General features: G+C 68.6%; 10 protein-coding genes and 1 pseudogene. 7 read left to right on the top strand and 4 right to left on the bottom strand.

All coding sequences use genetic code 11. From position 1 onward, the window contains the following. Positions 1–46 precede the first annotated feature (46 nt). Together rpmI and infC are read right to left on the bottom strand one after the other, a co-directional pair. Positions 47–241, bottom strand: a complete 195-nt coding sequence (gene rpmI / locus OHA40_RS04715) for a 50S ribosomal protein L35 (RefSeq protein WP_330231844.1) — start codon at positions 239–241, stop codon at positions 47–49. 57 nt (positions 242–298) lie between these two features. After that, on the bottom strand, positions 299–964 hold the full coding sequence (gene infC, locus OHA40_RS04720; protein ID WP_330234044.1) for a translation initiation factor IF-3: 666 nt from the start codon (positions 962–964) through the stop codon (positions 299–301). A 350-nt stretch (positions 965–1,314) separates the two neighbouring features. Between infC and OHA40_RS04725 the strand changes: the two genes are divergently transcribed. From OHA40_RS04725 to OHA40_RS04735, 3 genes are all read left to right on the top strand, one after another. Continuing rightward, on the top strand, positions 1,315–1,842 hold the full coding sequence (locus OHA40_RS04725; protein WP_330231845.1) for a DinB family protein: 528 nt from the start codon (positions 1,315–1,317) through the stop codon (positions 1,840–1,842). Between the two features lie 5 nt (positions 1,843–1,847). Next, positions 1,848–2,189 (top strand): DUF1844 domain-containing protein, encoded by a 342-nt coding sequence (locus OHA40_RS04730; RefSeq protein ID WP_330231846.1) that lies wholly within the window; start codon positions 1,848–1,850, stop codon positions 2,187–2,189. A 129-nt stretch (positions 2,190–2,318) separates the two neighbouring features. Further along, the gene (locus OHA40_RS04735; RefSeq protein ID WP_330231847.1) at positions 2,319–3,029 is read left to right on the top strand and encodes an alpha/beta fold hydrolase; all 711 of its coding nucleotides are present in this window, start codon (positions 2,319–2,321) and stop codon (positions 3,027–3,029) included. Positions 3,030–3,033: 4 nt separating this feature from the next. Here the strand turns inward: OHA40_RS04735 and uvrA are convergent, their stop codons facing one another. After that, positions 3,034–5,988 (bottom strand): excinuclease ABC subunit UvrA, encoded by a 2,955-nt coding sequence (gene uvrA, locus OHA40_RS04740; protein ID WP_330231848.1) that lies wholly within the window; start codon positions 5,986–5,988, stop codon positions 3,034–3,036. 561 nt (positions 5,989–6,549) lie between these two features. Between uvrA and OHA40_RS04745 the strand changes: the two genes are divergently transcribed. Beyond that, positions 6,550–8,451 (top strand): GAF domain-containing sensor histidine kinase, encoded by a 1,902-nt coding sequence (locus OHA40_RS04745; protein ID WP_330231849.1) that lies wholly within the window; start codon positions 6,550–6,552, stop codon positions 8,449–8,451. Positions 8,452–8,455: 4 nt separating this feature from the next. Here the strand turns inward: OHA40_RS04745 and OHA40_RS04750 are convergent, their stop codons facing one another. After that, positions 8,456–9,166, bottom strand: coding sequence for a sigma 54 modulation/S30EA ribosomal C-terminal domain-containing protein (locus OHA40_RS04750; protein ID WP_330231850.1), 711 nt, complete (start codon positions 9,164–9,166; stop codon positions 8,456–8,458). Between the two features lie 653 nt (positions 9,167–9,819). On the opposite strand from OHA40_RS04750, the gene OHA40_RS04755 reads away from it, so the two are divergent. The 3 genes and pseudogenes from OHA40_RS04755 to OHA40_RS04765 all read left to right on the top strand — a co-directional run bounded on the left by OHA40_RS04755 (position 9,820) and on the right by OHA40_RS04765 (position 13,930). Then, complete coding sequence (locus OHA40_RS04755) at positions 9,820–11,166, top strand: diguanylate cyclase domain-containing protein (protein ID WP_330231851.1); 1,347 nt, start codon at positions 9,820–9,822, stop codon at positions 11,164–11,166. 10 nt (positions 11,167–11,176) lie between these two features. Next, positions 11,177–11,461: pseudogene (locus tag OHA40_RS04760) on the top strand (antibiotic biosynthesis monooxygenase family protein); the annotation flags it as partial. 171 nt (positions 11,462–11,632) lie between these two features. Further along, a complete protein-coding gene (locus OHA40_RS04765) occupies positions 11,633–13,930 on the top strand; it encodes a HelD family protein (protein ID WP_330231852.1) in 2,298 nt (765 codons plus the stop codon). Positions 13,931–13,966 lie beyond the last annotated feature (36 nt).

The raw sequence follows: 13,966 nt of genomic DNA on the forward strand, positions 1-13,966 counted from the left end.
GAGAAGCTCCGGTCGCGGGGTGCTTGCCGGCTGCGCGACGGCGCAATCAGATACCGAGCAGCTTCTTCACGCGACGGACGTCGGCAGCCGCGACGACCTCCACGCCGTCCAGACGACGAGTCCGGCGGCTGGGCTTGTGCTCGAACAGGTGGCGACGATTCGCCTGCTGGCGAAGCAGCTTGCCTTTACCGGACACCTTGAATCGCTTCGAGGCGCCGCTGTGGCTCTTCATCTTCGGCATGGATTCCTCTATCTGTCGTGCCGGCGGCCCAGAGGGCCGCCGGTGTTCTGATCGGTGTTACTGCGGACCGGCCGTCTCGGCCTGCTCCGCGGCGGGCTGACCGGCCGGTGCGGCGCTGGGCGCCGGGCGCTGGGTGGACTCCTGCTGCGCTTTCACCCGCGTCTTCGCACCCTTGTGGGGGGCGAGGACCATGGTCATATTGCGACCGTCCTGCTTGGCCGACGTTTCCACGAAACCGAGGTCGGCGACGTCGGAGGCCAGCCGCTGCAGCAGCCGGAAGCCGAGTTCGGGCCGGGACTGTTCGCGGCCACGGAACATGATCGTCACCTTGACCTTGGACCCGGCCTCGAGGAAGCGAACGACGTTGCGCTTCTTGGTCTCGTAATCGTGATCGTCGATCTTCGGACGGAGCTTCTGCTCCTTGATCACCGTCTGCTGCTGGTTCTTCCGAGATTCACGCGCCTTCTGCGCCGTCTCGTACTTGAACTTGCCGTAGTCCATGATCTTGCAGACCGGCGGACGGGCATCGGGTGCGACCTCGACGAGATCGAGATCGGCTTCGAGGGCGACGCGTAATGCATCCTCAACACGCACGATCCCAACCTGTTCGCCGCCAGGTCCGATTAGCCGGACTTCGGGAACACGGATGCGATCGTTGATGCGGGTCTCAGTGCTGATGGGGCCTCCTAGGTCAAGCGGTGTCGTCGGACGACCGCACGCAATAACTGCAACCCCTTTTCAACACAAAAGCCCCGGTGCGGTATTCCGCGACACGGGGCCCGATGTCGACCGATCGCCGATCGCGAGCGAACTCGGATCGACTCTCGCAATGGCGGCTCTCTTACGAGAACCCCGGCACGAGAAACCCACCCTCGCGGGGCGGGTGACCGGACCGTTGACCGTACGATCACTCGTCGGCAACGGTGGGAGTCGGGCTCCACTTATCAGCCCCGGGGCAAGCCCGGGGCGGTCGTCAGCGGCCAGTCTAACATTCCGTTCGGCTATCGCCGAATCGGGACGAATCGGGACGAAAACCGCTTGCCCGGCTCTGCCCCGCGTGCCACGCTCCCCCGATGCGCACACCACGCCGTGACCTGCTGCGATGGCAATTCGACCTGACCTGGTCGCTCGCCGGTATCCATCTCGACGCGCTGACGGCCGCGGACTTCCTCTGGGAACCCGCCGGAGTCACCTGGACGGTACGCCCCGACGCCGACGGCATCTGGCGGCCGGACTGGGCCGATACCGAACCCGACCCTGCGCCGGTCCCGACGATCGGCTGGCTCACCTGGCATATCGGCTGGTGGTGGGGCTCGGCGATCAACCACGCCGAGAGGTTGACGCCACCCGCGCGGGAGAACGTGCACTGGCCAGGCGACGGCCCCGCGGCCATCGCGTGCGTGCGCGACCTGGGTACGGAGTGGGAGCGGGTCCTCGACGGGCTGACCGAACCCGACCTGGACCGCCCCACCGCATACCCGTGGCCCGCCGACGCCGGACTGACCCTGGCCCATATGGCGGGCTGGGTGAACGCGGAGCTGATGAAGAACGTCGCCGAGATCGGCCACCTCCGGATGCTGCGGGCGGCGTCGCTAGCCTGAAGGGCATGACTGACGAGCTCGACACCTCCGTGCGTGAACTGGCCGACATCCCCGCGGTCGAGGTGATCAGCCGCGCCGCCGTGATGCTGATGAGCTCGGCAGCGGAGAAGCTCGGCCTCGCCGACGAGGATCCGGATGCCAGTCCGCGCCGCGACCTGGACGAGGCGCGGCGCGTGATCACCGCGCTGGCCGGACTGGTGACGGCGTCGGTGGAATACCTGGGTCCCCATGCCGGACCGATCCGCGAGGGCCTCCAATCGCTGCAGCGTGCCTTCCGCGAATTCTCCGCCCATCCCGACGAGCCGGGCAAAGGTCCGGGCGAGAAGTACACCGGCCCGGTCTACTGACGGCACGTTTGTCGACAGCACTAACCCCTTCCAGGAGATTCCGAAAGGCCGACTAGAGAATTTGGGTGAAATGCCCGCTCCGAGACCGAAATTTAGGAAAATTCCCAATGGGTAGGGCACAGTGGGGCCATGGCTACTCGGATTCTTCTCGCTCCCGGATTCTGGCTCGGTGCTTGGGCGTGGGACGAGGTCGCGCCCGATCTGCGGCAGCGTGGCAACGAGGTCCAAGCGCTCACACTGCCCGGCCTGGATGCCGCGGACCCCGATCGGCTGTCGGCGACCTTGGACACGCAGGCGCAGGCCATCATCGACACGGTGCCGTCAGGCGAGACCGCGGTGCTCGTCGCGCATTCCGGCGGCGCGGCGCCCGCCTATCTCGCCATCGACCGCGCGCCCGAACTGTTCCGCCGGGCGATCTACGTCGACAGCGCGCCGCTACCGAGCGGCTTCGTCATCAACTCCGCGCTGGACAACGCGGCACGTGAATGGACGCTGCCGGAATGGTCCGAGCTGGAGGCCGAGGGCAGCAGCCTGGCGGGGCTGGACGAGGCGGCCTTGGCGCGTTTCCGCGAGCGTGCCGTGCCCGAGCCCGCGTCCATCGCCTCGGCGCCGTTGCATTTGAGCGATTCGCCCGCGCGGCTGGCTGTCCCGACCACCGTGATCTGCAGCAGCATGACGGCCGAGCTGGTCAAGAAGCTGCGGGACAACGGCGAAGCGGCGATCTTCGCCGAACTGGGCCGCATCGATGCCGAATACGTCGACCTGCCGACCGGTCACTGGCCGATGTGGTCCAAGCCGAAGGAACTCGCCGAGTTGATCCATACCATCGCCAATCGCTGACGCGTCAGCCGACGGCCGCCGCCCTCTTCGTCACCCGCTTCGCGGTGGTCTTGGTCGCGGCGGCCTTCTTCGCCGGAGCCTTCTTCGCGACCTGCGGCGCGGGCGGCTGCTCCAGCGCCCCTCGGAGGAACTGGCCGGTGTAGCTGTCCGCGACGGCCGCGACATCTTCCGGCGTGCCCTGGGCCACCACGGTGCCGCCGCCGGATCCGCCCTCCGGACCCATATCGATCACCCAGTCGGAGGTCTTGATGACGTCCAGGTTGTGTTCGATGACGATCACCGTGTTGCCCTTGTCCACCAGCCCGTTGATGACGGCGAGCAGCTTGCGGATGTCCTCGAAGTGCAGACCGGTGGTCGGCTCGTCGAGGATGTACACCGTGCGTCCGGTGGAGCGCTTCTGCAGCTCGGCAGCCAGTTTCACGCGCTGGGCCTCGCCTCCGGAGAGGGTCGGCGCGCTCTGGCCGAGACGCACGTAGCCGAGCCCGACGTCCACCAGGGTCTTGAGGTAGCGGTAGATCGAGGTGACCGGTTGGAAGAACTCCGCGGCCTCCTCGATGGACATGTCCAGCACCTCGGCGATGGTCTTGCCCTTGTAGTGCACTTCGAGGGTTTCCCGGTTGTAGCGGGCGCCGTGGCAGACCTCGCACGGGACATAGACGTCCGGCAGGAAGTTCATCTCGATCTTCAGCGTGCCGTCGCCGGAGCAGGCCTCACACCGGCCGCCCTTGACGTTGAACGAGAATCGGCCCGGCTGGTAGCCGCGCACCTTCGCCTCGGTGGTGGCCGCGAACAGCGTGCGGATCTTGTCGAAGACGCCGGTGTAGGTGGCCGGGTTCGACCGCGGCGTGCGGCCGATCGGCGACTGGTCCACCTGCACCAGCTTGTCCAGGTGGTCGAGCCCGTTGACCCGGGTGTGCCGGCCCGGCACCTGCCGCGCGCCGTTGAGCCGGTTCGCCAGCACCGTCGCCAGGATGTCGTTCACCAGCGTCGACTTGCCCGATCCGGATACGCCCGTCACCGCGGTGAGCACGCCGAGCGGGAAGCCGACGTCGATGCCCCTGAGGTTGTGCTCGCTCGCCCCGACCACGGTGAGCTGCCGCTTCTTGGCGACCGGTCGGCGCACCAGCGGAACCTCGATGCGCTCCCGGCCGGAAAGATACGCGCCGGTGAGCGAATTCGGATCGGTGAGCAGTTCCTGGTAAGGCCCGCTGTGCACTACCGTGCCGCCGTGCTCGCCGGCGAACGGGCCGATGTCGACCACCCAGTCCGAGGCGCGGATGGTGTCCTCGTCGTGCTCGACAACGATCAGCGTGTTACCGAGATTGCGCAGGCGCGTGAGGGTTTCGATGAGCCTGCGGTTGTCCCGCTGATGCAGGCCGATGGACGGCTCGTCGAGCACATAGAGCACACCGACGAGGCCGGAGCCGATCTGGGTGGCGAGCCGGATGCGCTGTGCCTCGCCACCGGAGAGGGTGGCGGCCGCGCGGGAGAGCGACAAGTACTCCAAGCCGACATCGAGCAGGAAGCCCAGTCGCGCCTGCACCTCCTTGAGCACTTGCCCGGCGATGGCGGTCTCGCGCTCCCCGAGGGTCAGCGAGTTCAAGAACCCGGAGCATTCGCCGATGGACAGGTCGCTGACATCGGCGATGGATTTCTTGTGGCCGTTCGCCGCGATGGTGACCGCGAGGATCTCCGGCCGCAATCGAGCGCCGTTGCACACCGGGCACGGAATATCGCGCATGTACCCGTCGTAGTGCTCTTTCATCTGCTCGGACTCGGTGTTCTCCATGCGGCGCTGCAAGAACGGCATCACGCCTTCGAAATCCGCGTAGTACGAGCGTTTGCGACCGTAGCGGTTGGTGTAGGACACATGCACCTGATCCGCGCTGCCCTCCAGCACCGCCTTGCGCGCCTTCGGTGGGAGGTCCTGCCACGGGGTGTCCATGGAGAAGCCGATGGAATCGGCGAGGCCGGACAGCAACCTGGTGAAGTACTCGGCGGTCTGCCCGCGCGACCACGGGGCGACCGCGCCCTCGTTCAGGCTCAGCGCCGGGTCGGGCACCACCAGGTCCGGGTCGACCTCCTTGCGGATGCCGAGCCCGGTGCAGTCCGGGCACGCGCCGTAGGGCGAATTGAACGAGAACGAGCGCGGCTCCAGGTCCTCGATGTCGAGCGGGTGACCATTCGGGCAGGCCAGGCGCTCGGAGAAGCGGCGCTCCCGGTCGTGCGCATGCTCGTCGCGGTCGACGAAATCCAGTACGACGATGCCGTCGGCCAGCCGCAGCGCGGTCTCGATCGAATCGGTGAGGCGCTGCTTGGAGTTCGGCTTGACCGCGAGGCGATCGACGACGACCTCGACGTCGTGCTTCTCCTGCTTCTTCAGCTTCGGCGGATCGGTGAGCGGATACACCACGCCGTCGACCCGCACGCGCGAGTAGCCCTGGGTGTTCAGCTGGTCGAACAGGTCGACGAACTCGCCCTTGCGGGTGCGCACCACCGGGGCGAGCACTTGGAAGCGGATGCCCTCCTCCATCGCGAGCACCTGGTCGACGATCTGCTGCGGCGTCTGCTTGGCGATCAGCTCGCCGCAGACCGGGCAGTGCGGGGTGCCCGCGCGCGCGTAGAGCAGGCGCAGGTAGTCGTACACCTCTGTGATGGTGCCCACGGTGGAGCGCGGGTTGCGGTTGGTCGACTTCTGGTCGATCGATACCGCGGGCGAGAGCCCCTCGATGAAGTCGACGTCGGGCTTGTCCATCTGGCCGAGGAACTGGCGCGCGTACGCCGACAGCGATTCGACGTAGCGCCGCTGCCCTTCCGCGAAGATCGTGTCGAAGGCCAAACTCGACTTGCCCGAACCGGACAGACCGGTGAACACGATGAGGCTGTCGCGGGGCAGGTCGAGATCAACCCCCTTCAGGTTGTGCTCCCGAGCTCCGCGCACAGTGAGGCGTTCCGCCACAGGCCGTCCCTTCTCCTTCGTGTTCGGCGTCCAGACATACCCCCGACCCGCCATGCTAGGCATGAGCACCGACAAGTTTCGCGGACCGCCCCTCACCTCGATGAATGGCGGGAACACGGCAGCCGGACGTAACGGATGGAGCCGGGAAACAGGCCAGGACGCCTCCGTAGCATCGCCCTCCCAGCACCGCTGGTCAACTGCACGACGCGGCCGTCATTCCGTCGACGGGGTGCCGCGCGGGCGCGCGAGTATCTGCCGAGTATGCCGTGGCCGTGCTGCGGGCAACGCGACGCGGGCCACGGCGGCGGACGACGCTCCGGCCGGATGCGCCGATCTCCGGCGGAGACCTGCGGCTATGTGATGAGTATCGAGCAGGCGGAGACGACCGAGCCGTGCGAGCTACGGTGCGCTTGCGGTGCGGAAGAGTCCGATGATCGGCGACGGGGGGCTGATTTGCGAACGTCGGACGGTCAGGGAGGTGCCGCGACTTCAGGGTGTGCGCGTGTCCGGCCGACTAGACTGGGCACGCTCTGCGCACCCCACCGGCCGCCGGAAAACTCTATGACGGACGTCACTCCCAGCCTATCGGCTACGGTGCTCGACACCTTGCGTGCCATCGTGCGGACCGCCGCACGCCTGGTCGACGCACGCTACGCCGCACTCGGCGTGCGCGGACACGACCGGCAGCTGGCCGAATTCATTCACGAGGGCATCGACAACGCGACCCGGGCGGATATCGGCCGACTACCCGAGGGGCACGGCGTATTGGGACTGCTCTTCGTGCAGCCGGAACCGATCCGGCTGGACGATCTGTCGAAACATCCCGCGTCGGTGGGCTTTCCGCGCCACCATCCGCCGATGGGGAGCTTTCTCGGCGTCCCGGTGCGGATCGGCGAGGAGATCTTCGGCAATCTGTATCTCACGGAAAAGGCAGGCGGCCGGCCGTTCACCGACGACGACGAGTCGATCGTGCTGGCGCTGGCCGCCGCGGCGGGCATCGCGATCGAGAACGCGAGGCTGTACGAATCCGCGCGGACCAGGCAGGCGTGGATCACGGCGACCCGCGACATCGCGACCGAGTTCCTCGCCGGCACCACCCCTGACCTGGTCCTCGCGCAGGTGGTCGCCCGCGCCCGCGCGCTGACCGGTTCGCAGCAGGCCCTGCTCGCCGTAGTGGCGCCGAGGACGCCGCCCGAGGAGGCCACCGAACTCCTTGTCGCGCAATGGTTCGGCCCCGGCCCCGGCCCGCGGCAGGTGCGCACCGCCGACACCGCCACCGGCAAGGCGTTCACCGAACGCGTGGTGGTGCAGGTGGCCGACGCCGGGTCCGTCGACCTCGGCGCTTCGATCGGCCCGGCGGGGCCCGCGCTGATCCTGCCGCTACAGACCGCCGACCTCGTGCTCGGCGTGCTGATCCTCGCCCGTCCACCCGCCTGCGGCGCCTACCGGGCGCAGCCGGAGGAAGTCCGTCCGCAGCACTGCGCCGGGCCGAGCGAAGGCCGAGGCAGCCGCGCAAAGGCCCCCGCCGGACGAAGTCCGTCCTCAGAGTGCGCCGGGCCGAGCGAAGGCCGAGACAGCCGCACAAACGACCCAGCCGGACGAAGTCCGTCCTCAAACTGCGCCGGGCCGAGCGAAGGCCGAGACAGCCGCACAAACGACCCAGCCGGACGAAGTCCGTCCTCAAACTGCGCCGGGCCGAGCGAAGGCCGAGACAGCCGCACAAAGGACGCAGCCGGACGAAGTCCGTCCTCAGAGTGCGCCGGGCCGAGCGGAGGCGAGGCAGCCGCGTATCCCGCGGATCTGATCGAACTGGCCGCGGCCTTCACCGACCAGGCGGCGCTGGCCATGCAGTTGGCCGAGACCCAGCGCAGGATGCGTGAACTCGACGTACTCGCCGACCGCGACCGGATCGCGCGCGATCTGCACGACCACGTCATCCAGCGGCTCTTCGCGGTCGGGCTCGGTCTGCGGGCCACCGCGACCCGCACCGACGATCCGGAAGTGCGACAACGGCTTTCGGCCGAGATGGACGGCTTGCAGGAGGTGGTGCAGGAGATCCGCACGTCGATTTTCGACCTGCACGGCGGCGACCCCTTGCGGCGGCGGCTCGAGGACGCGATCCGCCAGCAGACCGCGGACGCCGCATTCCGGACGAGTGTGCGGTTCGCCGGACCACTGTCGGTGGTGGGCGACGCGCTCGCCGATCACGCGGAAGCCGTGGTGCGCGAGTCGGTCAGCAACGCGGTGCGGCACTCCGGCGGGAACAGGCTGTCCGTCGAGATCGCCGTCGGTGACGAACTGACCGTCCTGGTCGAGGACAACGGCGCGGGCATGCCCGTGGATGTGGCGCGCAGCGGCTTGGCCAATCTCGCGCACCGCGCGAATCTGTCGGACGGCCACTGCACGGTGGAACGCTCCGCGAACGGTGGCACCAGGGTGCGCTGGTCCGCGCCGCTCGCCTAGGGAATCAGGCGGGTACGACGAGTGCGAGGTCGCCGTCGTAACGGCGGTACAGGAGTCCGCCACGGCCACTGTCCGGGTCGGTGCAGAACAGGAATGGCAATCCCTTGCGGCACAGCACATTCACCGCATCGCCGGAGCTGAGGCGCGGAGCCGGTTCCGCGTCCACGACGATCGGAACGGAGCCCCCGATCGCCTCCGGCGGCCAGACCGGCGGGTACGTCGCACGCTGCCGGATGAGTCGCACACCCCCAGCCGCCCAATGGACCACCGCGTCCTCGCCGGTCTCGCTGTCGGTGAACAAGTGTGCGTCGTAGTCCATCGCGTCCAGCACCGCGACCGCCTCGGCGGGCGTGCAGGTCAGCAGGGTGCACTGTTTCCTGCGTGCGATCGCACGCGGTTCGCCGAGCATGGCCAGGGCAGGGCGGGCCGGCTCGGGCCAGGTGCGCGATTCCTGCGCGGCAAGCCGGGCCAGCTGACGGTCGAAGCGTTCGACGGCGAAGGTCACCGCGAACCCGCGCGGCCCGGTGACCTGGACCCGCGTGGTGACGCCCGCGCCGCGGACATTGATCTGCGCCACCGTCGGCTCCCCCGGGTCGAGTGGCGCGGTAAGGCGCGCATGGGCGGGCGCGTCGAGATGGTGCCTGCGTAAGACGCGACCGATCGCCCGCACAGCCCGCGTCACGTCCGGGGCGGGCACGTCCCCTCGGGTAGTCACCGCCACTTCCGGTTGCGCAGCCGTCGCCCACCGTTCCGATGCGAATCGCCGCCCCGAGGAAACCATCTGCCACGCCCACTTTCCAGGTCGGTCCAGTCCACCCCTATGCCACCACCACAAAGGCGCCGCGAACAGGGCCGAAAGTCCTTATCGCCGAATTGGATTGGCGCAGTCGCGGTGCAGAGGACTTTCCGAGAACGGCGAGCCGACCTGACCGACGCCCTGCCGGCCGCCCCACCGGTGCACGACACCATGCACCATCGTACGGATCGCGACCAGTCCGATCCATCCCCAATGTCCGAGGGCACGACCAGCCGATACCCCGGTTCGCCGCACGAGATCTTCCCGGCCCAGCCGCACCCCGGCTATCGTCATATGATCTTGATGCTGCGGTGGGTCGTGTCGGAACCGTGTAGCCGCGTTCGGTTGACGCCCGGCGTGTATCGCTCCTCCACCGTTTGCCGGGGGCCGGCCACGTGGTGGTCCGCACCTCGACGCGGAATCCGGTTCTGTAATGATCGCCGGATCGAACACGAAAAAATGCCGGTACTGTGATCAGAGCAAAAGCGTGGACGGTGTGATCTTGTCCACGTCGATACCACAATAATCCCGTGTTCCAATGGCCATAATGGGGTCGATGATCGGGGGTTCGAGTGGGTGATGACAAGCTGGTCGCCGCGGTCGAGGCCGCCGAACAGCTGGCCGCGCGCTACCGCTCCCTGGTCGAGCACACCCCCGACGGGATCTGTGTGCACGAGGGCGGCATGGTCGTCTACGCCAATCCCGCGACCGTTCGCCTGCTCGCCGCCGAAAGCGCCGACCAGGTGGTGGGCCGGTCGCTGACCGACTTCGTCCATCCGGACTCGGTCCCCGCGATGCTCGACCGCATCGGCACACTCACCAGCGCGGGCGCGGCCTCCGTTCCGACCGAGATGACGCTGCTGCGGCTGGACGGTGTGACCGTCCCAGTCGAGACGGTGTCGGTGCTGACCGCCTGGCACGACCGCCTCGCCTATCAGGTGGTCATCCACGACCTGACTGCCCAGCGCCATGCCGAGGCCGCGCAGCGCAGGGCCGAGCACTACTTCACCACGGTGGTCTCCCAGCTGGAGGAGGGTGTCGTGGTGATCGATCCGGAAGGGCGGATCGAATCGATGAATCCGGCGGCCAAACGCATCTTCGGCACCGAGGGACCCGATCGGCAGGTGATCGGCCGGACCATTCAGTCGCTGCCGCTGGTGCTGCTGGACGCCAACGCCCAGCCGCTGCCGCCGGGCCGCCATCCCGTGGCGCGCACCCTCGCCACCGGCGAGACCATCACCGGCTACGTCTTCGGCGTCGACCGCGTCGACGGCCAGCGCCGCTGGCTGTCGGGCAGCAGCCGCCTGCTCAATCCCGGCGACGGGCGCTCGTCGGCGGTCTCCTCCTTCGCCGACATCACCGAATTCCGCGCCAGCAGGCGGCAGCTGGAATACCAGGCCACGCACGATTCGCTGACCGGCCTGGCGAACCGCTCCCTGATCCTGTCCCAGCTGGCCGCCGCACTGGCCAGCACCGAGGAACTGCTGCCGGTGTCCACCGTCCTGTTCATCGACCTGGACGGGTTCAAATCGATCAACGACACGCTCGGCCATGCCATCGGCGACACGGTGCTGCAGATCGTCGCGCAGCGGCTGCAACGCGCGCTGCGCGGTGACGACATCGTCGGCAGGCTCGGCGGTGACGAGTTCCTCGTGCTGCTGTCCGGCGTCACCCGGCGGGTGGACATCGACGCGCTGGTGGCCCGGCTACGTTCGACCATGGCCGAGCCCATCATCGCCCGCGGACACCGGATCGAGGTGAACGCCTCGATCGGGGTCACCGAGCTCGGCGCCGGCGATCGGCGCACCCCGGAGGCCGTACTGCACGACGCCGACCTGGCGATGTACCGCGCGAAGCCGCCCGGACATCGGGAGGGCTCCCCCTTGGGCCGCCGACCGAACAACACCCACGCCTCCTGACGGGTCGCGCATGATCATCGAACACGCCCTGCTGCCCGTTCGCCCGGAGTCGGCCGCCGACTTCGAAGCCGCATTCGCCGCTGCGCGGCCGATCATCGCGAGCATGCCCGGATTCCGGTCGCTGTCGCTGTCCCGCGGCGTCGAGTCGCCGGGCAGCTACCTGCTCCGGGTGGAGTGGGACCACCTCGACGATCATGTCGTCGGATTCCGCGGCTCGCCGGAGTACCAGCGCTGGAAGGACCTCTTGCATCACTTCTACGACCCGTTCCCGGCGGTCGAGCACTTCGCGCCGGTGACGCTGCCCGAAACCGGCGACCGGCCCGCTTCCTCGCCGCCATCGGCGTCACCTGCGATTACGGCGAGCCCTAGGCAACCCCAGTAAACTCGACAACTCTGCTTTCCAAGCGTGCACCTGCCCGTCCGGGTAGCGTGTTCGCGGCTCTTCGCGGTGACAAGGAGTTCAGTTTTGCCCGACCTCACTCAGGACCGTGCCGCCCACGACGGCGCACCCGAGCGGACCCGCGAGACCGAACAGGAACAGGCCTACCTGTCGGTGCTGTACGACCGGCTGGACGAGATGCGCGCCTACGCGCGCAACCGGTTGCGCACGGTGCTGCTGGAGAACGGCGGCACCCCGCAGGCGCGCAGCGAACGGGAGTCCTTCACCCAGCTCTACACCGAGGATCTGGCGAAATACGACGCCGCCGAACACGGGCTCTGCTTCGGCCGGATCGACCTCGACGGTGATCAGGAGGAGTACCGCTACATCGGCAGGCTCGGCATCCTGGACGAGAAGGACAACTACGAGAGCCTGCTGCTGGACTGGCGCGCCCCGCTGGCCCGGCCGTTCTACCTCGCCACCACCGCGACACCGGACGGCGTGACCCGGCGCAGGCACATCCGCTCGCGCAACCGCAGGGTCACCGCGATCAACGACGAATACCTCGATCTGGAGGCCGCGCGCCGGGCCGGCGTCACCGATGGCTACGGCGGGGTCGGCAGCGAGAGCGCCCTGTTGGCCGCGCTCAACGCCGCCCGCACCGGCCACATGAACGACATCGTCGAGACGATCCAGCACGAGCAGGACGCGATCATCCGCTCCGAGCACAAGAGCGTGCTCGTCGTGCAGGGCGGGCCGGGGACCGGCAAGACCGCCGTCGCGCTGCACCGCGCCGCCTACCTGCTCTACACCTACCGTCAGCAGCTGGCCAAGAGCGGCGTGCTGATCATCGGGCCGAACGCCACCTTCCTGGACTACATCGGCCAGGTGCTCCCGTCCCTCGGTGAGACGGGGGTCCTGCTGTCCACCATCGGCGACCTCTACCCGGGCGTGCGGGCGACCCGCGAGGACTCGCTGCGTGCGGGCGAGATCAAGGGTTCGCTGGCGATACTCGGCGTACTCAAACAGGCGGTGCGCGACCGTCAAGAGGTGCCGGCCGAACCGATCCGGCTGAGCTTCGACGGATATCCCGTCGTGCTGGACCGCAAGATCGTCACCAAGGCCCGTGGCCGCGCGCGGTCCTCCCGCCGCCCGCACAATCTGGCCCGGCCGATCTTCGCCGGCTCGGTGGTCGACGCGCTGACCGACCAGCTCGCGCGAACCATGGGCGCCGACCTGTCCGGTGGTCCCAGCCTGCTCAGTTCCGCCGACCTCACCGAGATCCGGGACGAGATGCGCGCCGACTCGCATATCCAGGCCGCCATCGCCGCGCTGTGGCCGATTCTGTCGCCGCAGGACGTCCTGGCCGACCTGCTCGCCGACCCGAAGCGGCTGGACCGGGCCGCGAGTTCGCTGGACCCGGCCGACCGCGCCGAACTGCTGCGTCCGGACAACGGCGCGTTCAGCGCTGCCGACGCACCGCTACTGGACGAGCTGGCCGAATTGCTCGGCGTGGACGACGCCGAGGAGCGCGAGCGCGCTCGGCGCCGCTGGCGCGCCCAACTCGCCGAGGCACAGGACGCGCTGGACATCCTGACCGGCTCCGCACCGCAGGATCTCGAAGACGAGCTCGACGCCGAGATCCTCATGGCCTACGACCTGATCGACGCGAGCCAGCTGGCCGAACGCCAGGAGGTGCGCAGCCGCCAGACGACCGCGGAACGCGCCGCAGGCGATCGCACCTGGACCTACGGGCACGTCATCGTGGACGAGGCGCAGGAATTGTCGGAAATGGCCTGGCGCATGGTGATGCGGCGCATCCCGAACCGGTGGGTCACCGTGGTCGGCGACGTCGCGCAGACCGGCGACCCCGCGGGCACGTCCTCCTGGCAGCGGATGCTGGAACCCTATGTCGCCGCCCGGTGGAAGCTGACCGAGCTGACCGTCAACTACCGCACCCCGGCCGAAATCATGGACGCCGCCGCCGACGTCCTCGCCGCGATCGATCCCACGGCGTCCGCACCGCGCTCGGTCCGCGCGACCGGCGTCACGCCGCGCGCCTACCGGGTTGCTCCCGGCGACGTGCACCCACACCTCGCCCGGCTCGTCGCCGCCGAGACCGGCCCCGGCACCACCGCGGTGATCGCGCCGCACGCGATGATGGCGCAACTGGACGACCTCGCGGGCGAGTCGGTGCGGGTCCTGACCGTGCACGAGGTGAAGGGCCTGGAGTTCGATGCGGTCTACCTGGTCGAGCCGCAGGGCATCCTCGACGAATCGCCACGCGGACTCAACGATCTCTACGTCGCGCTCACCCGCGCCACCCAGCGGCTCGATGTGGTGCACAGCGCCGGACTGCCGGACGTGCTCGACCGGCTGCGCTGACAGCACAGCCCGGGATGGGGAATGTCGCGGGTCCGC

The sequence above is a fragment of the Nocardia sp. NBC_00508 genome (genome assembly GCF_036346875.1).
Taxonomy (GTDB): domain Bacteria; phylum Actinomycetota; class Actinomycetes; order Mycobacteriales; family Mycobacteriaceae; genus Nocardia.

What these genes read in the sequence shown, in the direction of transcription:
- rpmI (WP_330231844.1), bottom strand. Translation starts at nt 241, where the DNA reads ATGCCGAAGATGAAGAGCCACAGCGGCGCCTCGAAGCGATTCAAGGTG.
- OHA40_RS04725 (WP_330231845.1), top strand. Translation starts at nt 1,315, where the DNA reads ATGCGCACACCACGCCGTGACCTGCTGCGATGGCAATTCGACCTGACC.
- OHA40_RS04730 (WP_330231846.1), top strand. Translation starts at nt 1,848, where the DNA reads ATGACTGACGAGCTCGACACCTCCGTGCGTGAACTGGCCGACATCCCC.
- OHA40_RS04735 (WP_330231847.1), top strand. Translation starts at nt 2,319, where the DNA reads ATGGCTACTCGGATTCTTCTCGCTCCCGGATTCTGGCTCGGTGCTTGG.
- OHA40_RS04745 (WP_330231849.1), top strand. Translation starts at nt 6,550, where the DNA reads ATGACGGACGTCACTCCCAGCCTATCGGCTACGGTGCTCGACACCTTG.